21 protein-coding genes are annotated in these 19,949 nt (G+C 41.8%); 12 read left to right on the top strand and 9 right to left on the bottom strand.

Translation table 11 applies throughout. The features are described 5' to 3' along the window. Window positions 1-114 precede the first annotated feature (114 nt). Window positions 115-879 carry a YggS family pyridoxal phosphate-dependent enzyme gene (locus ACMHKH_RS00990; RefSeq protein ID WP_413518823.1) on the bottom strand — a complete coding sequence of 255 codons (765 nt, stop codon included), beginning with the start codon at window positions 877-879 and terminating at the stop codon, window positions 115-117. A 354-nt stretch (window positions 880-1,233) separates the two neighbouring features. On the opposite strand from ACMHKH_RS00990, the gene ACMHKH_RS00985 reads away from it, so the two are divergent. Both ACMHKH_RS00985 and ACMHKH_RS00980 read left to right on the top strand, forming a co-directional pair. Continuing rightward, window positions 1,234-2,286, top strand: coding sequence for a type IV pilus twitching motility protein PilT (locus tag ACMHKH_RS00985; protein ID WP_413518822.1), 1,053 nt, complete (start codon window positions 1,234-1,236; stop codon window positions 2,284-2,286). 85 nt (window positions 2,287-2,371) lie between these two features. Then, entirely contained in the window at window positions 2,372-3,493 is a 1,122-nt protein-coding gene (locus ACMHKH_RS00980) for a PilT/PilU family type 4a pilus ATPase (protein WP_413518821.1), read from the top strand. Window positions 3,494-3,606: 113 nt separating this feature from the next. Here the strand turns inward: ACMHKH_RS00980 and fur are convergent, their stop codons facing one another. After that, window positions 3,607-4,041, bottom strand: coding sequence for a ferric iron uptake transcriptional regulator (fur, locus tag ACMHKH_RS00975; protein WP_413518820.1), 435 nt, complete (start codon window positions 4,039-4,041; stop codon window positions 3,607-3,609). Between the two features lie 324 nt (window positions 4,042-4,365). On the opposite strand from fur, the gene ACMHKH_RS00970 reads away from it, so the two are divergent. Beyond that, window positions 4,366-4,782 carry an outer membrane protein assembly factor BamE gene (locus tag ACMHKH_RS00970; RefSeq protein WP_413518819.1) on the top strand — a complete coding sequence of 139 codons (417 nt, stop codon included), beginning with the start codon at window positions 4,366-4,368 and terminating at the stop codon, window positions 4,780-4,782. A 57-nt stretch (window positions 4,783-4,839) separates the two neighbouring features. On the opposite strand, the gene ACMHKH_RS00965 is transcribed toward ACMHKH_RS00970, so the two are convergent. The 4 genes from ACMHKH_RS00965 to ACMHKH_RS00950 form a co-directional block, all read right to left on the bottom strand. Next, a complete protein-coding gene (locus ACMHKH_RS00965) occupies window positions 4,840-5,181 on the bottom strand; it encodes an RnfH family protein (protein ID WP_413518818.1) in 342 nt (113 codons plus the stop codon). A gap of 20 nt (window positions 5,182-5,201) precedes the next feature. Beyond that, entirely contained in the window at window positions 5,202-6,344 is a 1,143-nt protein-coding gene (locus tag ACMHKH_RS00960; protein WP_413518817.1) for a hypothetical protein, read from the bottom strand. Between the two features lie 182 nt (window positions 6,345-6,526). Continuing rightward, a complete protein-coding gene (locus ACMHKH_RS00955; RefSeq protein ID WP_413518816.1) occupies window positions 6,527-7,195 on the bottom strand; it encodes a c-type cytochrome in 669 nt (222 codons plus the stop codon). Between the two features lie 365 nt (window positions 7,196-7,560). After that, the gene (locus ACMHKH_RS00950; RefSeq protein ID WP_413518815.1) at window positions 7,561-7,911 is read right to left on the bottom strand and encodes a c-type cytochrome; all 351 of its coding nucleotides are present in this window, start codon (window positions 7,909-7,911) and stop codon (window positions 7,561-7,563) included. Between the two features lie 410 nt (window positions 7,912-8,321). Between ACMHKH_RS00950 and yihA the strand changes: the two genes are divergently transcribed. The 7 genes from yihA (at window position 8,322) to ACMHKH_RS00915 (ending at window position 14,968) form a co-directional block, all read left to right on the top strand. Further along, the gene (gene yihA, locus ACMHKH_RS00945) at window positions 8,322-9,095 is read left to right on the top strand and encodes a ribosome biogenesis GTP-binding protein YihA/YsxC (protein ID WP_413518814.1); all 774 of its coding nucleotides are present in this window, start codon (window positions 8,322-8,324) and stop codon (window positions 9,093-9,095) included. A gap of 77 nt (window positions 9,096-9,172) precedes the next feature. Next, a complete protein-coding gene (locus ACMHKH_RS00940; RefSeq protein WP_413518813.1) occupies window positions 9,173-9,691 on the top strand; it encodes a helix-turn-helix domain-containing protein in 519 nt (172 codons plus the stop codon). Then, complete coding sequence (locus ACMHKH_RS00935) at window positions 9,688-10,518, top strand: IS3 family transposase (protein ID WP_413518812.1); 831 nt, start codon at window positions 9,688-9,690, stop codon at window positions 10,516-10,518. Before ACMHKH_RS00940 ends, ACMHKH_RS00935 begins: the two co-directional genes overlap by 4 nt. A 400-nt stretch (window positions 10,519-10,918) precedes the next feature. Then, window positions 10,919-11,140 (top strand): carboxymuconolactone decarboxylase family protein, encoded by a 222-nt coding sequence (locus ACMHKH_RS00930; RefSeq protein WP_413518811.1) that lies wholly within the window; start codon window positions 10,919-10,921, stop codon window positions 11,138-11,140. 428 nt (window positions 11,141-11,568) lie between these two features. Beyond that, complete coding sequence (locus tag ACMHKH_RS00925) at window positions 11,569-12,618, top strand: bifunctional nicotinamide-nucleotide adenylyltransferase/Nudix hydroxylase (protein WP_413518810.1); 1,050 nt, start codon at window positions 11,569-11,571, stop codon at window positions 12,616-12,618. Between the two features lie 116 nt (window positions 12,619-12,734). After that, on the top strand, window positions 12,735-14,132 hold the full coding sequence (locus ACMHKH_RS00920; RefSeq protein ID WP_413518809.1) for a nicotinate phosphoribosyltransferase: 1,398 nt from the start codon (window positions 12,735-12,737) through the stop codon (window positions 14,130-14,132). Next, the gene (locus ACMHKH_RS00915; RefSeq protein WP_413518808.1) at window positions 14,126-14,968 is read left to right on the top strand and encodes an SGNH/GDSL hydrolase family protein; all 843 of its coding nucleotides are present in this window, start codon (window positions 14,126-14,128) and stop codon (window positions 14,966-14,968) included. Before ACMHKH_RS00920 ends, ACMHKH_RS00915 begins: the two co-directional genes overlap by 7 nt. Before the next feature lie 87 nt (window positions 14,969-15,055). On the opposite strand, the gene ACMHKH_RS00910 is transcribed toward ACMHKH_RS00915, so the two are convergent. Continuing rightward, window positions 15,056-15,337 carry a type B 50S ribosomal protein L31 gene (locus ACMHKH_RS00910; RefSeq protein WP_201546507.1) on the bottom strand — a complete coding sequence of 94 codons (282 nt, stop codon included), beginning with the start codon at window positions 15,335-15,337 and terminating at the stop codon, window positions 15,056-15,058. A gap of 436 nt (window positions 15,338-15,773) precedes the next feature. Here ACMHKH_RS00910 and ACMHKH_RS00905 point away from each other — a divergent pair, with 436 nt between their 5' ends. Continuing rightward, on the top strand, window positions 15,774-16,397 hold the full coding sequence (locus ACMHKH_RS00905; RefSeq protein ID WP_413518807.1) for a YceI family protein: 624 nt from the start codon (window positions 15,774-15,776) through the stop codon (window positions 16,395-16,397). A gap of 151 nt (window positions 16,398-16,548) precedes the next feature. On the opposite strand, the gene ACMHKH_RS00900 is transcribed toward ACMHKH_RS00905, so the two are convergent. Then, window positions 16,549-16,986, bottom strand: a complete 438-nt coding sequence (locus ACMHKH_RS00900) for a hypothetical protein (RefSeq protein ID WP_413518806.1) — start codon at window positions 16,984-16,986, stop codon at window positions 16,549-16,551. Between the two features lie 491 nt (window positions 16,987-17,477). Here ACMHKH_RS00900 and ACMHKH_RS00895 point away from each other — a divergent pair, with 491 nt between their 5' ends. Beyond that, entirely contained in the window at window positions 17,478-19,079 is a 1,602-nt protein-coding gene (locus ACMHKH_RS00895) for an FAD-dependent oxidoreductase (protein WP_413518805.1), read from the top strand. A gap of 82 nt (window positions 19,080-19,161) precedes the next feature. Here ACMHKH_RS00895 and ACMHKH_RS00890 read toward each other — a convergent pair whose 3' ends face one another. Then, on the bottom strand, window positions 19,162-19,839 hold the full coding sequence (locus tag ACMHKH_RS00890; RefSeq protein WP_413518804.1) for a TIGR00730 family Rossman fold protein: 678 nt from the start codon (window positions 19,837-19,839) through the stop codon (window positions 19,162-19,164). Window positions 19,840-19,949: the final 110 nt, after the last annotated feature.

Raw genomic sequence — 19,949 nt, 5'->3', positions numbered from 1 at the left:
TGCGGCACTTTATCTCTACTGTCACTCTATATATAAGAATAAGGCTGATATGGAAATATTAGCCTTATCATCTGCTTTCTAATCTACCATAAATGAAATGAGCTTCTTAAGCTATCAAGCACGTGTGCCGAATATGGCAGTACCAACGCGTACCATAGTCGAGCCATGCGCTATCGCCTCGCTCATATCATTACTCATCCCCATGCTTAGTGTGTCCCATTGACTCAGATCAGGATGGGCGCGCTTAACATTGTCAAATAACTGTTTGGTGCGTTCAAAGGCATTGGTGTTGGCTTTGGCAGGGATGATCATTAAACCGCGCAACTGTAAACGCTCATAAGCTTTTAAGCTTTCTATTAATTCAGGTAGCGCTTCTGGCAGACACCCTGACTTGCTGTCTTCTTGATCGATATTAACCTGAATCAACACATTTAATGGCGGCATATTAGCAGGGCGCTGCTCATGCAAGCGTTTGGCAATAATGTCCCGCTCAAGCGTTTGTACCCAGTCGAAATGCTCTGCTATATCACGGGTTTTATTGCGTTGAATGCTGCCAATATAATGCCAAACAATATCTTCAAAACCTACTTGCTCGCGTAACAACTGGATTTTCTCAATTGCTTCTTGGAGGTAGTTTTCACCAAAATCACGCTGTCCTTGACGCGCTAACGTCGCCACCATTTCAGCGACTTTAGTTTTGGATACTGCAAGTAAGGTCACACTACTTGGCACTCTCTGGGCTTGCATACATGCCTGCTCGACTTGTTGACTGACTTGCTGCCAATTTTCAATAAGGCTGATATTCTTAGCTTCACCTTCGCTATTTATAATATCAGCAGAGGCGTCAGTTGTATTTTCTTCAGGAGAACTAGTATTCATAAAATACTCTTATATATAAAACATTGAATTATTTTAAAAAATGATTGGCTTATGTTTTTTATTGTAAAGATAAATTTTAATAAAAAAGACGTTTATTGGTATAAATAAAATATTACCCGTAAGGCTATTTTTGCATTTTATTCAGTTAGTAGATGGTTAAATCAGTATAGTCTTGTTATGATATTGTTACATGGTTTAACATATGCTACCCAAAGCTATAGCTGTGGTAACAATTATGGTGAAACCTAGCTTATCTTAACAAGGTTAGCTCAAACACTGTCATAGAATCCTGCTTATTACCCGCCTTCTGTGCTGCCTTTGCACACTATTATTTATTGATAGGACTACCCGATTATGGCTGAACAAAATTTAAGCATCGAAGACCTACTACGTTTTACGGTCAAGCATAAAGCCTCAGATTTACATATTTCAGCCGGTATGCCTGCCATGATACGTGTTGATGGCGAAATGACGCGTATTAATATGCCAGAGATGAGCCATCAAGTGGTACATCAGCTCATTTATGACATCATGAATGATAGGCAACGTGCCGATTTTGAAGAATTTTATGAGACAGATTTCTCTTTTGAGATTCCAAATTTAGCACGTTTTCGTGTCAACGCTTTTAACCAAAACCGTGGAGCGGGCGCTGTCTTTCGTACCATTCCATCTAAAGTTTTGACGATGGAAGATTTGGGTATGGGCGAAGTCTTTAAGCGTGTGTCAGACTTTAAGCGCGGTGTGGTTTTGGTTACAGGTCCAACGGGCTCTGGTAAATCAACGACACTAGCGGCGATGATTGATTATATCAATGATACCCGTAAAGAACATATTTTAACCATTGAAGACCCGATTGAATTTGTCCACGAATCTAAAAAAAGTTTGATTAACCAGCGTGAAGTACACCGTGATACTTTAGGTTTCGATGCAGCACTACGTTCTGCCCTACGTGAAGATCCAGACGTTATCTTGGTAGGTGAGCTACGTGACCTTGAGACTATACGCTTGGCGTTGACTGCTGCTGAAACAGGACATTTAGTCTTTGGTACGCTACATACTAGCTCAGCCGCCAAAACTATTGACCGTGTCATTGACGTCTTCCCTGCCGCTGAAAAAGATATGATTCGAGCCATGTTATCAGAATCATTACAAGCGGTTATCTCGCAAACGCTGTTACGCCGTCAAACCGGTGGACGAATTGCCGCCCATGAAATTATGCTCGGTACGCCAGCTATTCGTAACCTGATACGTGAAAACAAAATTGCCCAGATGTACTCTGCGATTCAAACGGGTGCTGGTGATGGCATGATTACCCTTGATCAAACCCTTAAAAACTTGGTATCTAAAGGTACTATTAGCAAAGACGTTGCACGACCTTATGCTAAGCAGCCTGAAGCCTTTATATAAAAGCATTTATTGGCAGCCCTCAAAAGTTTATTAAAACAAATTTTACTCTATTTATTGCACATTTTATCGCAAATGCAGGTACATTATGGACATTGATAAACTTTTACAATTAATGATTAATAAAAATGGCTCCGACCTTTTTATTACCGCCGATGTTGCCCCTTCCATGAAAATTAATGGCAAAATTCTGCCCGTTGGTAAGACACCTTTGACGGCCGAGCAAACCATGAGGCTGGTCAAAGGCGTCATGACCGTCAATCAGCAAAAAGAGTTTGATGAGACTAATGAGTGCCAGTTTGCGATTACCGACCAAGCACAGCAAGCACGTTTTCGAGTCAGCGCATTTATACAGCGCGATATGGCGGGGATGATTTTACGGAAAATTGAAAATAAAATCCCAACGGTCGAAGAGCTTCGCCTGCCACCAGCGCTAAAAGAGCTAGCGATGAAAAAGCGTGGTATTATTTTGCTGGTTGGTGCGACAGGTACTGGTAAATCAACCACATTAGCTGCGATGATTGGACACCGCAATCAAAATTCACATGGTCATATTATTACTATCGAAGATCCTATCGAATTTGTCCATAAGCATCGTGGTTGTATCATTACCCAGCGCGAAGTCGGTATCGATACCCATTCTTTTGAAGCAGGTCTAAAAAACACCTTGCGCCAAGCGCCAGATGTAATTTTGATTGGTGAGATTCGTAATCGTGAAGTCATGAGCTACGCGATTCAATATGCCGAAACTGGTCACTTAGTATTTGCGACTCTCCACGCCAATAACGCCAACCAAGCGATTGACCGTATTATTCACTTTTTTGAGACCAGTCGCCATAATCAGCTGTTTATGGATTTGTCCCTTAACTTGCAAGCTATTATCGCTCAGCAACTTATTCCAACGCCTGATGGCAAAGGTCGCCGCGCCGCTATTGAAATCTTGTTAAACTCACAACTGATTAGTGATTATATCCGTAAAGGTGAAGTGCATGAAATCAAGGATGTGATGACGCGTTCACGTGATAGCGGCATGCAAACCTTTGACCAAGCGCTGTTTGATTTATATGAAAACGGTGAGATTACTTATAAAGAAGCCATTCTTCATGCCGACTCTCCCAACGATTTACGCTTAAAAATCAAGCTCAGCAGTAAAAACGGTAGCGCCAATTTAGATGAAGGCGCAGATAGTTTATCGTTAGATATTACCTAATTAGCTATTCTCAGCTGTAGATATTGTGTTTAATACTTAAAAAACAATCGTAAAAAAAGCCCTCATCATAATAAGAGGGCTTTTTTATATTTATCTTATCAAGATTTTAACCGCTATTTTACGCTGTCTTTGCACGCTTGATCATTACAGATACCATATAGTACCAATGAGTGACCCGATAGCTTAAAGCCATGCTCTGCCGCTGCTTTAAGCTGTTCTTCTTCGATTACTTTGTTATGAAATTCGACAATTTTACCGCAGTTATCACAAACCAAATGATCGTGATGCTCATCTTGGGTAATCTCAAACACGGACAGATTGTTTTCAAAATTGTGACGCTCAACAATACCTGCTTGCTCAAACTGAGTCAGTACTCGATATACCGTTGCTAGACCCACATCTTCGCCTTGCTCAATCAGTGCCTTATAAACCTCTTCTGCACTCATATGATGCAGCTCTGCACTTTCAAGTAGCTCTAAAATTTTGATACGCGGTAACGTTACTTTCAGACCCGCTCTACGTAAATCTTGATTGGTAAAAGAAGCCATAATATCCCTTCTGACTATGAAAGTCTTAGCAAATAGGTTCAAAAAACATCAGATACATAATGATCAATGATGATGAATCGTTAAGTATAAAAAGTTGCACTCATAAAAATTCAGTCGCTATCACAGCTATTTTTAGTGCATTTTCTCTAAAAAATAGTACGATAAGTCTATGAATTTACAATATAAATAAGAAATGATGCCAGTGCGTATTTAGTAAATAATGTCGTAAGTGGTAGGCAATTGCAAGTAAATGACGTATCATTTATCCAAGATTGTCGGTAAGACCAGCATCTATTGCCCTTAGCCGTACCTAACCCATTTTTTATGAGTCATCTTACCATGATAAAGACCTTAAATTTACGTCCGTTTTATTCTACAAGTTCATTACGCAAGATTGTCATGACCAGTATGTTGGGCGCGGCTGTTACGATGTCTGGCTGCTCATTACTCAGTGTTTATAAGATTGATTTGCCACAAGGTACTCCGATTACGCAAACTCAAGCACAAAAACTACAAGTGGGTATGAATCAAAATCAGGTACTTTATATTCTTGGTAGCCCAGCGATTCGAGACACTCTAGAGCCAAACCGTTGGGATTATATCTATGACTATAAAGCTGGGACTGAAGGTCGCCGTCAAGGTATCGCTGATGTCAAAAATGCCAGTCAGCACTTAAAGGTTTATTTTGATAATAATGGTATCGTAACCAGTATTCAGGGATTGGAAACACTTCCTCAATAACATCTAATTAAGTAGTCGCTTCAATAGCGAGTTTAAATATCAAGCTCAAGATAGATTTTATCTAGATTTACTTTTGCGCTGAGACATAGGATCAGCGCTTAAGCTTCTGTACACCTCTATTCGATCGAACGGCTGCAATTGATAGCTAAGCGGTTGCTTTTGCGCATAGATGCCAACGTGCCAACGTTTGGCTATCGGCACTGTTACCTCACTCATCTCAGCGCACCATGTTGCCAATCCATCAAACTGTATCAACCAGCCGGCCTGCTCTAATGCTGCATATAAGGTTGTGCCATCAACTACTTGCAAACTTAAATAGTGCTGCTGCTTCTCATATTCAGCATAGGCTAAATATACCGTTATCATAGCACCTTGTGAGGCAACAATGTCTGGAGGCATGTTAACCTTATCATTAGCCACTAGCTTAACCACTGCATACCCCAACCGATCAAGGCTAACAAAAGTGCCACTGGCACAATCAAACGGATCGCTATTCGCCACAAGTTATAAAAAGCTTCATTGCCAAAGTTCAAAGACTTACGCAAATGGCTGATCTTCATCTGCCAGCCTGCAAAAACTGACAACAATAATACGACAATGGTGCTGATAACGACCAATATACCTACTAGCCAAATAATCGGTATGGCAACGACCAATACTATGGCAATGACAGCCGTCATGACCAAGCTGATGAGCAGTCCAAACTTGTGCGTTAGCTGCTGGGCACTATAGTGTAACAAGTAGCTGGCGACAAATAACACCCCTACCCAGTACAGTAGCTGTCCGATTGGTGGCAGCGCCATACCACTGATAAATAAAGCCACTACTCCAACTAATAGCTGCAATATCCAAATAGGTAGCACTAGCTTGGTTGCTCGATACTCCTTTGCACTATCGGTATGCGAAGATGTTTGTGCATTGTGATTGTCAATGCCTACTGCCGTTGCTGCTTGTTTGCTGACCAGGTTTTGCCCAAACCAGTATAAGCCCGTACCAGCACCGACACTGACAAGTGCTAGTGCAACCGCGCGTGCCCATTCACTCAAACTGACATTGGTCATTGCAAAAGTAACATTAGGCAAGCCGTTGGCGACGCCAAATATCAAGCCAATCACCATTAAGCCGAGACCAATCGGTAAAGGGGTCACACCAAGCAAGCTTAATAATGCCGCAATGACCATCAAGCCTGCGGCAATAGCAAAACTTGGTATCTCAGGTGCGCTATTTAATTCTGTGAGCGCTGTTAATATGCCGGTGCTTGCCCCTGATATCACCAGCGCCGCAATGATGATAGATACCAGCGCCGCAAGCCAACCAAATCCACGCCATAAAGCGCTAGCATCCGCCTCTCGAGTGAGCTTTTGCATGCCCGCCAAAGGTGCCTCAGCACTACGATAAGCCAGTGCTATCTCAGCATAAATCACTGGTAGCGAGACTAATACCATAGCAAGCAGCCACAATAACCAAAAATCAATCTCGCCAATCGACGCCGGTGCAAACCAGCGAAAAAGCAATAATGGTAGCAGCGCTGCAACAAAATAAGAAGCATAGCGAATCATCATAATTTACATCCAAGCGATTCAAGGTGAATAACGTTGAGTCATACTAATTGAGAATATGCCATTATATAAGAACTGACAGTTATAAAAAAACCCCGAAATCGGGGTTTAGTAGCTCATTCAAAACCAATACAGGTAACGCTCTTATTAATAATAGTAATAAAGAACGCCAACCTTATTGGATATTAGTGAATAGCGCTTACATAATCTGACAAGATACGGATATCACGATCAGACAATTTAGAGGCGACAGTCTGCATCATGCCCATCTCGCCTTCTTTCGCTGCATCATTAGCACGCTTTTGATCGTCGCTATCGATATCATCTGCACGACCAGCAGCACGGAAAAGTTTCAGCTGAGTGGCGATATATTCAGCGTGCTGTCCGCCTAAACGTGGAAACGCTGCCCAAACATTACCTGCAGCATCTGGACCATGACAACCTGCACAACCGATAACACCGCGCGATTTATCACCACCTAAAAACAGCTTACTGGCTTCTTGCGTGGTTGCAGGATTACCGAAAGCAACGCCCCAAGGCTTTTGGCTTGAATAATAGCCTGCAACGTTGGCTAAGTCTTGCTGCGATAAGTTGGCTACTTGCGACTGCATGATACCGTTTTTGCGATAGCCTGCTTTAAAGTTGACCAATTGCTTATATAGATATTTGACGTTTTGACCACCAAGATTTGGCTGGGCTGGCACAGGGCTCACACCATCAACACCATGACAAGCAGCGCAGACAGTTTCTGCGATTTGTTTGCCGGCATTCAGATCATAATCAGGAACAGTGATAGCAGCTTGTACGCTGAAACTTGCAACACATAAGCTGGCGGCAGCGATTAACTTTTTCATTGATACAAATCCTACTAACTCGATGTAAGCAGTGTTTAGAGTGATTGCATTATTCGGACGGGTCATATTTACCAAGCCACAATGTTAGGGCTATTAAGGTCTAAGCCAAATATTTTCTCATCTTTATCACAAGCAGCCCGAAAGTACTTACTAATATCAGGGTTTATTTTGGATTATTATAGCAAGACTTTTTACTATTTGCCTACTTAATCGTAGTATTGGATAGTTTTTCTACTCACAGACTCAGTCTCTTGTTTACAAAAGACAAAAAGCGCAAAAGAGTTTAGACTCTTGCGCTTTATTTATCTGCTGTAGTTTAGGACTAATCGAACTTCTATAATTTTAATAAATCATTATTTAGCTGCCTACTTGCTCATATATTCGATAAGCTTGCGGTAATCGTCATTGCTACAATCTTCGCACAACCCACCCGCTGGCATCTGAATCATGCCATTTTTGACTGAACTAATAAGTGCGGGCATGCCCTTTTGCTTGATGAGCTGTTGCCACTTAGCACTATCCCCTTTCTTGACGGCATTCAAAGCACCGCTATCATGACAGGCTGCACAAGATTCGGTATAGGTGGCTGCAATGTCAGCTGCGCCTGCTCCAGTGACCATAGCGATACTGAAGACAACTGCGCTGATAGTACTGGCTAAAAAGCGACTGGTTGATGAACGATTACCTTTAGCAAAATTTCTGGTTGTTACTAACATAATACACCTCCATTAGCTCATTCATCCAGACGTTTGCTTCATTGCTTCTGTGCATTAGCGTCTGCGAGTGAACCTATTCTGATAGAGATTGTAACAATATATGTCGGGTTAATATATATAAATATGGTTTGACTTTGTTAACAAGCGTTTGGTAAAGCGACAAGTAGTCGCTAAGGACTGCTTTATTTAATAGTATTGCTATAATTAATATGTGGCTAATAGCCGTTATTTCAATAACTAAGCACATTAATAGTATAGAATAGTCGTTAATTTAAACCCCTTATTTTATGAAAAACTGCTTTCCGGTTGCTAGCTGTCAAAGAGGCTACAATAGTAGCTAAGCCATTGCAAATATTTTCACTATTTCATCTAAATTTCAAGTATCTAATTTTAACCGTAATGAGTCATTTATGAGTACCCCGTTCAATGATGTCGCCGCTAAGCATGCGGATTTTAACACCAAAGCCCGTCAGCGCATTCAGCAAACTGAATTCATGATGTCAGCGCCGACCTTTCGCCTTTGTCCTGCCGATATAGGCTTAGAGGTCGCATTTGCTGGGCGCTCAAACGCTGGCAAGTCTTCTGCCATCAATGCACTTACCAATCAGCGCCAATTGGCACGATCATCTAAAACGCCAGGGCGTACGCAGATGATTAACTTCTTTAATGTTGGTGATGCCGACAGACGTTTGGTAGATTTGCCAGGTTATGGCTATGCCGCCGTACCAATTGAAATGAAGAAAGAATGGCAGGTTGAGCTAGAAGAGTATTTGGTATCGCGCTCTAGCCTTGCCGGTCTGGTACTGATGACTGATATCCGTCATCCCTTGAAGTTCTTTGATGAGCAAATGCTGCGTTGGGCAAAAGATGGTGAGCTGCCCGTTCATATTTTATTGACGAAAGCAGACAAGCTGAAGTATGGTGCATCAAAAAATGCCCTGCTTAATACTCGTAAAAGACTGAAAGAACTGGGTTTAAACTGTAGCATTCAGCTATTTTCAGCCTTAAGAAAAGAAGGTCTTGATGAATTAGCAGGCGTTATGGGCAACTGGTATGAGTATCAGCTCGATGCAGACAGAATCATTGAGTCCTCTTTTGCGTTATTAGAAGGCGCTGAGCTAGAAGACGCAATCGAAAAAGATGCTATCCAACAAAAAAATAGTCCTAAAGAAGACGACAAATAAATCTCATCGTCTTCAATAAAAAAGCGCTTCCCTTGAACCGACCCCCATAAGTTGGACACAACTTATGGGGTATTTTTATGCGTTACGATTTAGACTTTAAGATGCAAGTCATCGCATACTATCGGCACGGCCATAGTAGTCACGCTACCGCTAAGAAGTTTAGCGTCAACCCAGAGTTTGTACTCAAATGGGTTAAACAATACCAAAGCGGTGGTATAAATGCGATCAAGCCAAAGACAAGTAAGGCCAAATACAGCAGTGATTTTAAATACAAAGTGCTAACCACCATGCTTAAGGAAAGTTTAAGTCAATCTGAGGTTGCACTGACATTTAACATCAGCTCACCTGCTTTAATTAGCCACTGGCACAAAGCATATCGACAACAAGGCATGTCTGGACTAATAACCAAGCCTAAAGGTAGAGCCACCATGAGTAAACCCTTTATTACAGGCAAACCAGATGATGAGAAAACCTTAGCAGAGCTTAAGCGTGAGAATGAATACCTACGTGCAGAGGTTGCCTACCTAAAAAAGCTTGATGCCTTGCTCAAAGCGGAGGAACAAGCAGGCAAAGAGCAAGACTCATCGAAGCATTGAGACAAGAGCACCCTTTATCTGCTTTGCTAAACATCGCTAAGATGGCTAAGAGTGTCTTTTACTACCATAGGTGTCAGTTTGACGTTAAAGACAAATATGCAGACTTAAAACAGCGTATTACTGAGCTTTACCATCAGCATAAAGGCAGGTATGGTTATCGTAGAGTCACGACTGCATTAAAGCAGCTAGATTGTCATCATAACCATAAGCTCATCACTAAGCTTATGCATGACATGAAGCTTAGCGCAAAGATAAGACGTCAGAAGTATCGCTCCTATAAAGGACAACAAGGTAAGATTGCGAAGAACTATTTAAAGCGCCAGTTTAATGCCGATAGACCGAACAAGCGCTGGCTGACCGATATTACTGAGTTTAAGGTGGGTGATGATAAGCTGTATTTGTCACCCATACTTGATTGTTATAACAATGAGATTGTCAGTTATACACTCTCAAAGAAACCCACTTATGACTTAGTTGGCAAGATGCTAGGGGATGCTTTAGCAAAGACGAAAGCGTGCCGTGATAACAAGTTAATACTGCACTCTGATCAAGGATGGCATTATCAAATGAGACCGTTTGGACAGGTGCTGAAGCAGCATGGTATTAAGCAAAGTATGAGCAGGAAAGGTAATTGCTTGGATAATGCGCTGATGGAGGGGTTCTTTGGTACCCTAAAGTGTGAGACGATTTATATTGAAAAACCTAAAACCATTGAGCAGTTAGAACGACAGATTCATGAATATATTCATTATTACAATCATGAGCGTATTCAAATGAAACTAAAAGGACTAAGCCCTGTTAAGTACAGAACTCAGTCCTTGTTATAAGCCAACCTTCCAATATTTGGGGGTCAGTTCAATCGTTATATCGATAAACCCTTTTTATTGTCATTCTTTACCGTTTAAGTAGATTATCATTTACATCGATTTTTATTTAAGCACATAATAATTCAGCCAACGCTTGAGGTGTATCGACCTGATAGGTAGGCTGCTGTGCGACAAGCTCGTCGCTGCTATAGTCAATCTTAGATAAAACCGATACGATATTTATAACCAATTTATTTAGTGAAATAAACGATGACCTATTCAATCGACTTTTGCAAACAAGTGTTACGAAGCATTAAAGGTGACATGACCATTCGAGAAGCTGCTAACTTTTATCAACTTAGCACAAGCTCGATTCACAGCTTAACTCCTAATTGGCGCAGCAGCAACTGCTGATGGCGTATTGAACAAAAAAACTAAAGAGCCTATTGTCCTAGCATTGGCAGTTGGCGCACGCTGTGATGCTTGTATCGGTTTCCATACTAAAGCCTTAGTGCAGCTCGGCGCAACCGAAGAAGAAGTCGCTGAAACACTGGGTATATGTATCTATATGGGTGGTGATCCTTCAATGACGTATGCTGCTGAAGCCGTCGCGTCATTCAACGAGTTTAGTAAAGAAAGCTAGTTTTTATGTATTTTTTAGTTATATAGCCATAATAACTGCCAATGGTCAAATGACTGTTGGCAGTTTTTTTATATTTATATTGACGGAAAAACAGAAAACCCGAAGCTTATGAGCAAAAAATATGCTAAACGATAAGAGGTTTAGCGAAAGGTTAATGCTTAGATTCATAAGGACAGCAGCTGGTTTCATAGAGTTGAATTTAAGTCAAAAAGCATGAATCATATTAATATGCTGAATGATATTCAGCTTAATAATATAGATACACCCATAAACATCTTTATACTTGCCAGCCAGTTCCGGCCTGTGTCAGTATTGACCTCATAAAATTATTTCGAATTGATAATATTTTGAATCAATAGTTAGCTAATAGCCAATAGTTAAAAAATCCCCATTAATCGTTTATAGCAGTACAGCAGGAGCTGGCGTTTATGAGTGAATTACCCGAGCAAAATTTGGATAAAAATAATAAACACTATCGTTATTTGGTATTTATCGGGCGTTTTCAGCCCTTTCACTGTGGTCATAAAGCAGTTATTGATGAGGCATTAAAGCGTGCTGACAATGTCATTATGCTGATCGGTTCTGCCAATCTGCCACGCAGCTTACGCAATCCATTTAGCGTTGCTGAGCGCGCGGCGATGATTAAAGGCGCCTATTCAGCAGAGGAAGCAGCGCGTATCCACTGCGTCGGGCTTGATGATGCGCTCTATAATGACACGCGCTGGCTGCAGTATGTGCAAGCGGGTGTAAAATCTGTCACCGGTGACTTGCAAACCGATATTGGTTTGATTGGTCATTCAAAAGACAGCTCATCTTATTATTTATCCCTGTTCCCAAACTGGGCTTCAGTTTCGGTTCCCAATTATCATAATTTATCCGCCACGCCTATTCGTGATAGCTATCTGATGGGGGCTACGCCTACGCCCGAGCGTACTCCTGAATCAACGCGCGAAGTCCTGAATGATTTCAAAAAAACCGATGGTTATCAGCAGCTGCATGAAGAAGCAGATTTTGTTGATAAGTATAAAAGACAGTGGGAATCTGCTCCTTATCCACCTACTTTTATGACCGCTGATGCGCTAGTCGTACAATCAGGGCATATCTTATTAGTAGAGCGCCGCAGTATGCCAGGGCAAGGATTGTGGGCTTTGCCGGGTGGCTTTTTGAATCCAAAAGAGACCTTATTTGATGCTTGTATCCGTGAGCTACGCGAAGAAACTCGTCTTAAAGTTCCGGAACCAGTCCTGCGTGGCTCTTGTCATAGTCAACACACCTTTGACGATCCGTATCGCTCGGCACGTGGGCGCACCATTACTCAAGCATTTTACTTTCAGCTAAAAAACGACCCAAAAGGTTTGCCAAAAGTAAAAGGTGGCGATGATGCAGCCACCGCATTTTGGTTACCACTCGCTGAGCTTGATGCCACCATGATGTTTGAAGATCATTATGCGATTATCACCAAAATGGTCGGCTTGTAGAATTTTATTAGACGATAATCCAATTTATTATTAACACTTTTCCACGCCCAAACCGATAGACGGTAAAGGCATCTCGCCGCCATCGTTGCGGCATCTCAAAGCAGAGGAGTTCTGTGATGTATACCAGTAATTTAAATAATTTAATCCTAAATAGCGACAGCTATAAAACCTCACATTGGGTGCAGTATCCAAAAGGTAGTGAGTATCTCTCGAGCTATATTGAGGCGCGTAAAGGCGATTACGATGTGGTGTTTTTTGGGCTACAAGCCTTTATCAAAGAATATCTAAGCACACCAATTACCCATAAAGATATAGATGAAGCCGAAATTGTCATTCAAGCGCATGGCTTGACCTTTAACCGTGTTGGTTGGGAGCTATTGGTCGATAAGCATGGCGGTTATTTGCCATTGCGCATCGAAGCAGTCACTGAAGGTAGCGTCGTGCCAGCATCAAACGTGGTCTGCCAAATTATCAATACCGACCCTGAGTTTTATTGGTTACCAAGCTATATTGAAACGGCGCTATTACGTGCGATTTGGTATCCATCAACGGTCGCTAGCGTCTCGCACTATTGTAAAGGTATCATTCGTCAAGCGTTAGAGAAATCAGCAGACAATACAGAATCGCTCATTTTTCGTCTGCATGATTTCGGCTCACGCGGTGCCTCCAGTCAAGAATCGGTAGCGCTTGGCAGTCTTGCACATTTAGTGAACTTTGCCGGTACCGATTCGATGACGGCGTTGGTCGCTGCCAGTCGCTGGTATCAAATGGATAAGGACATGCCTGCCTTTTCTATTCCTGCCGCTGAGCATAGCACCATGACAGCATGGGGACGCGACGGTGAAACTGCCGCCTTTGCCAATATGATTGAACAGTTTGGCGGCGCAGGCAAAAGCTTTTCTGTAGTCTCTGATAGCTACGACTTATGGAATGCTATTGACAATATTTGGGGTGGTAGCCTAAAAGACGATGTCAAAAATATGGGCGGCACCTTAGTCATCCGACCAGATAGTGGTGATCCAGCTAAAGTAGTACGTGAAGCATTAGAGCGTTTGGCAGTAAAATTCGGTACAACAGTTAATAGTAAAGGCTATAAAGTGCTGCCCGATTATGTCCGCGTTATTCAAGGTGACGGTATCAGCCCACAAAGCTTAAGTAAGATTATCGATGTGGTCATGAAAGCGGGCTTTAGTGCTGATAATGTGACCTTTGGTATGGGCGGCGGATTATTGCAACAAGTCAACCGCGATACCATGAGCTGGGCGATGAAAGCCAGTGCCATCTCTATTGATGGGATATGGAAAGATATCTATAAAGACCCTGTGACTAGCCGCTCAAAACGCTCAAAAAAAGGACGCTTGGCACTAATCAAACACAGTAATGGACAGCTAAAAACCATTAAAGCTGATGAGCTTGCTGCTGAGAGCGATAACCTACTGCGTGAGGTTTATGTTGATGGCAAATTACTTATAAATGAAAGTCTGACTATGATTAGAGAGCGTGCAGGATGGTAGCGAATAAACAAATACCGAATAAGATAGCCGCTGTTGCAAAGGATGTATTGTTTGCTCCTGTGTACCTTTATCAAGGTCGCAAAATCAAACGAGATATCGTACGTTTGCCTGAGCCAAATGGAGAAAGACATGGGTCTGTGCAACTGGATCACGCTAGTAACGAATTAGCGGCGCAGGATAAGCCTGCACTAAATATTATGATTGTCGGTGATTCAGCAGCGGCTGGAGTTGGTAGTGAAACTCAGCAAGAAGCACTCGTTGGTAAGCTCATCCCTATCTTACAACAGCAGCCAGCCATTCATGCTCAGTTTGCGGTATTACATTGGTCACTGCAAGCAACAACGGGTCACACTAGCTTTGATATTTTACGCAGGCTATATATTATGCCAGCGCCGAACGAGCCTATCGATGTAATGATATTGAGTGTCGGGGTCAATGATACGACATCGAGTGTTGCTGTAAATAAATGGCGGCAGCAAATTATGGATATTATTGCCATTGCCCAGCGTAAGTTTGGCGTGCGTGAGTTGGTTTTCTTGAGTTTACCGCCCATGGCACAAATGCCTGCCATACCTGCCCCACTCAGTCACTTTGTGGGTGCTAAAGCTTCTATTCTTGATAGCACATTGCAGCAAATCTGTGCGAATCATAACCACGTTACTTATATGGCCACGGATTTCCCACGCATGATCGCTGAGCACTCTAATGGGTCGCCAATCGATATTAAGGTGATGTTTGCCAGTGACGGCTTTCATCCAAGCAGCCTGATGTATGGCTATTGGGCCCAGCAAGTATCAGAGCTGATCACAGAGTTGATTGACTCTTCTAACACTTAGCTCATTAGCCAAAAATAGAACAAAAAAAACCGCTGAATAGTCAGCGGTTTTTTTATATTCTTAATAATATCACACAATACGGGTGAATTACTCTGCAGCGTCAGTATCAGCAGCTTTCTTACGGCCACCAAACGCACCAAAGCGTTTGTTGAAGCTTGCAACACGACCTTCAGTAGAAGTTTTACGTTGTTCGCCAGTATAGAATGGATGCGACGCACTTGAGATATCAAGTGGGTAGTATGGATATTCTGTACCTTCGTATTCACGAGTCGTTTTGGTTTTAACCGTTGAACGGGTTAAAAAGAACACGTCCGCGTTAGTGTCATGGAACAAAACTTCTTGATAATTAGGGTGGATATCTTTACGCATAATAAACTCTCTATGTCCGATGTATGTATAACGCCTTTGCAAAACGACATTTTAATGATGTATTAGGCAAATGATGACATACGTAACTGAGGCACTAAGGACATTCTCAGTCTGGCAACTGCGTCACTGGCTTATTCCAGCACCCAATACCACAACTCTGCTCGCTTAGCCTTTCCCCAGCGGGAAAATTAAACCGAGATTTTACCGGTTTTTGGGGTTTGATGCAAGCAGCAGTTTTGAGCATTATTAGTGCTAATTTGTCACTAGCATATGGGTACTATTGAGGTGGACATACAAGCTGAGTATAATGACGCGTTAGATAAAATAATCAATAGCTATTATTTTTGTAGATTAATTTAATAATCTTTCTTAATTATTATTGATGCTTCACCTATCAGAACATCTAAAACATAAATACTCAACTCAGGATAATATAATGAAAAATACGATAATAAAGAATAGTGCCAAAGCCCTGCTTATCAGCTCAGCACTAGCGATAACGACATTAGCAAGTGCGGCGCTGCCAACCCAATGGCAGCTAGATGACTCGCATACCCGCGTCGGGTTTTCTGTGAATCATTTAGGATTTTCGACCACTATGGGTCATTTTAATGACGTCAAAGGTATGGTTAATTACGATATCAAAGCGCCAAATAAAGCCAATATGAACTTTACTATCGCTACAGCTAGCATAGATACCAATTGGGATGCACGTGATGCGCATTTAAAAAAGGATGAGTTTTTTAATGTGGCGAAATATCCTACTATGACTTTTAAGTCGACTGAAGTGACATTCACCAATCCGCAACAAGCGAAAGTAACGGGTGATTTCACCATGCTTGGTCAAACCAAACCATTAACATTAAATGTGACTTTAAATAAAATCGCCAACAGTCCGCTTACCAAAGAGCCCGTTATTGGCTTCCGTGCAACTGGTAATATTGACCGCGCGGCTTATGGCATGACTGCTTTTGCGGATGGCATTACCACCAATGTACCGATTCAGATCGATGGTGAATTGATTGAGAAAAAAGCTGCTACGAAGAGTAAAGCAAAATAATTCTACTGGATTATGTCGCTGACTTACTTCAAAAAGTATAAAATACTGCCAGAAATTTTAGTAAGAAATAACCTTCAATAAAAACAGCATATTAAAAAAGCAGCCGTTTAATGGCTGCTTTTCTAAATCCAAATAAAGTTATTGTTGAACTTTATCTGGCGGTTTTCACGATATGCCAAACGCCAAGTTTATTATCACCATCTTTATCACCAACTTTTGTATCGTTGGCATAGAAATATAATGGCTTACCACTCATTGCCCATTGATACTTACCATCTTCACGTTGGAAGGCAGCAAACTGACCCGAGGCTTTAGCGTTACTAGGTGCCATAAATGCCGGCCACGCTAGCATACAAGCGCTACCACATTCTGACTTATTCATTGAATCTTTATCAAAGGTATACAAGGTCATATGATTGCTAGAATCGACCAACATACCGCCTTTACTCATGACTGGTGCAGTGTTTTTATTGGTAGCTTGCACGTCGTGCATACCAGAATCGTCATTGCCGACCATATTATTTAATGTAGAGCAACCACTAAGTGCTAACATGCCACTAAGCGCAGATAATAACAGTATATGTTTCATAATAACTTCCTTGTCATTGTTGTCATAGATTATTAGTTGTTATCGGGTTTTTATCATTCTAGGATTTCAACTTTATTAAAATAAAGCCAATACCTTAAACCTCATATCGAATTCTAAATATAGCATAGGATTTATAGCCATTATTCTCATCCTTATATAAGTTTACAAAAGTGCATAAATATTACAAATTAGATAACAGAGTTCCTTTACGCTGTGGATTACTAACACTATTCGTTGACAAAACTCATGCATCTATTTACCAATTTGCCATTCTATTCTTTGTAGTTTTTCGTACAATAACATCATGAAAGTTAAGTACGACTACACAATGATAAATATGACTATAGCGGATTGTTATTACTATTGAAGTTAACTGCCTCTGCACGCATATTAATGCCTATAAGCGATACATATCAGCCATCTCATAAATATAACAAGTACTATCTCAAGTGACGCTTGATGCAAATGCTATTAAGGATATAACCACGACCATGACTGACTCTTTTACAATTAAGCAAACAGCTACAACTCAACGCGTCGGTATCCTCGGTGGTGGTACAGCAGGGGCAACTATTGCCATTCGCTTAGCAGCGCTAGGGCTTGAAACTTATGTGTTTGAAAAAAATAAATCGCTAATTGATGGTCCGCCAATGTGCCATTTGCATGCCGGTGGCAACCTCTATCGTGAAATTCCTGACGAAGATTGCGTTGCCCTGCTTAAACAATGTATCGATATTTTGCGTCTTTATCCTTATACCATTGATGTACGCCCAACGGTATTTGCCGTGCCGACTCGCGATGAGGGCTTGCCAGCAGACTTGCTACCGCGGCTTGAAATATTAACCGCAGCGTATCGCGAGCTGATTGCTCAAGATCCTAAAAATAAAGTGTTGGGCGAGCCGGAAGATTATTACCAGTTATATAGCCATGAACAACTGCTTGAATTGTCTGAGCGTGAGCAAGTTATAGTACCAACGACGGTTGACGAGTGGGTGATACCCGTTGCTAAATATCTGGACTTAAATAAAGTTAAATTCCCACTAATTGTGGTACAAGAATATGGCTGGAATATCTTTCGCTTAGCAGCTTCTGCGCAATTGGCATTAGATGGCTATGAGCATGCGCACGTGTTTACCGATACTCAAGTAAAGCAGGTGATGCCGGTTGATTGTGAGAACTGCACAAACGCTGATCATCATGTGACCAAATGGCGTATTGACTATCAGCAAGGCGCTAGTTTAGCTGCTGAAGCGCAATCTAATAGCAAGATCGAATCTATTGAAGTCGATTATCTCGTCAATGCCTGTGGTTTTCGTACAGGGGTGATTGATGATATGGTCGGCGTCAAAGTTACCCGTATGGTCGAGTTTAAATCCTCTTATATTACCCACTGGAATGACACTGGCGGACAGATACCAGAGATTATTGTCTATGGTAATCGTGGTACGCCTCAAGGAATGGCACAACTAACACCTTATCCGGGAGGCTACTTTCAGATACATGGTATGAGTAAATTTATCACCTTGTTCGATGATGGGTTGGTTGCTTCTAATAAAGACAGCGCACAGCCTGAGTTGCCGCCGCAATATGTACACTATATCGAAGATGGCTGGGACAAAGCGCCGCTGCAAGCGCGTAGCCAGCAAGCGATTGATTATGTCGCAGATTTTATACCGACTTTTCATAGCGCTCGTACTATCGGTAACGCCTTATATGGTGGTCAGCAAATCCCTGGTGAAGACGATACGCTGCGGGTCGCTGATGTAAGCTTATATTCTAACATTCGTTATGCGCGTGCTGAAAACGTCAAAGCATCCTCGACTTTGATAGCAGCGGATCAAATCGTTGATGAACTGAGCGAGCTTGGCTTAATTGATAAGGATACGCAGGCAAACCGCCAGCGCTATACCCATGAGTGGGCGTATTTGGCACACAATGATAGTACGAGCATTCATGCAGTCGCTCGTGACTTAGCAAAACAGCGTAGCTTCCCAGTAGCGATGGCAGGTGTTAATTGCGATATTAATGGTATTCACGAGGCAACATTAGCGGATTTAAATGCAAATAATGATTCGAGTACTACTGAAATGTAAGAGCATTATTTTTAATTTTTAAATAAAAAAGGGAGAGAATGGCTTATCGTTAGCCCTTCTTTCCCTTTTTTTATATTTGCTTTTAGTTACCAGCCATCTTTTCTGTATTAACCGCCTCGTCTATTTTGACTAGGGTCTGTAGTAAATCAATCGCCTCACCAATCGTATTACAGACTACCAAACGCTCAAGGTCTTGCTGCTTCATAAACCCTTGCTCAGTAGTATATTTCAAATGCTCAATCATACGGTCATAAAAACCATTAATATTTAAAATAATCATCGGTTTTTCGTGCTGATAAAGCTGACGCCAAGTAGCGATTTCCATGATTTCTTCTAAAGTACCAAGACCGCCCGGCAAAGTAATAAACGCATCGGCATACTCTGCCATGACCGTTTTACGAGTGTGCATGGTATCCGTTAGATGTAGACGCGTTAGACCTTCATGAGCTATTTCGTGCTTAAGCATAAAAGTTGGAATGACACCGACTGCTTCAGCGCCGCCTTGAATCACTTCATCAGCGACAGCGCCCATTAGCCCGATGCTCGCACCGCCATATACCAAGCCCATGCCATTGTCTGCTAGCGCCTGACCAAGCTCACGCGCTGCTTTCTCATATACGACATCATTGCCTAAACGTGAGCCACAATAAACGGCCACTAGCGGCATGGTTAATGCTGATTTGTCCACGGCTTTTTCGATATTGGTGATATCTTGACTGGTAATCACTTCATACGTGTCATTGTTAATTTTCATTTGCATAGAACTTCCTTAATTCTTATAGTAAAATTTTTATCAGTAATTTGTTCAGGGTATTGTGGATGGCATTATTAATAGGTTTTCAGTCACCTTGTACGGATAGTTAAAATAAG

This window comes from Psychrobacter glacincola (assembly GCF_965118485.1).
Taxonomy (GTDB): domain Bacteria; phylum Pseudomonadota; class Gammaproteobacteria; order Pseudomonadales; family Moraxellaceae; genus Psychrobacter; species Psychrobacter glacincola_D.
Note: the sequence above shows the minus strand (reverse complement) of the source record. Positions and strands in the feature narration are given on the sequence as shown.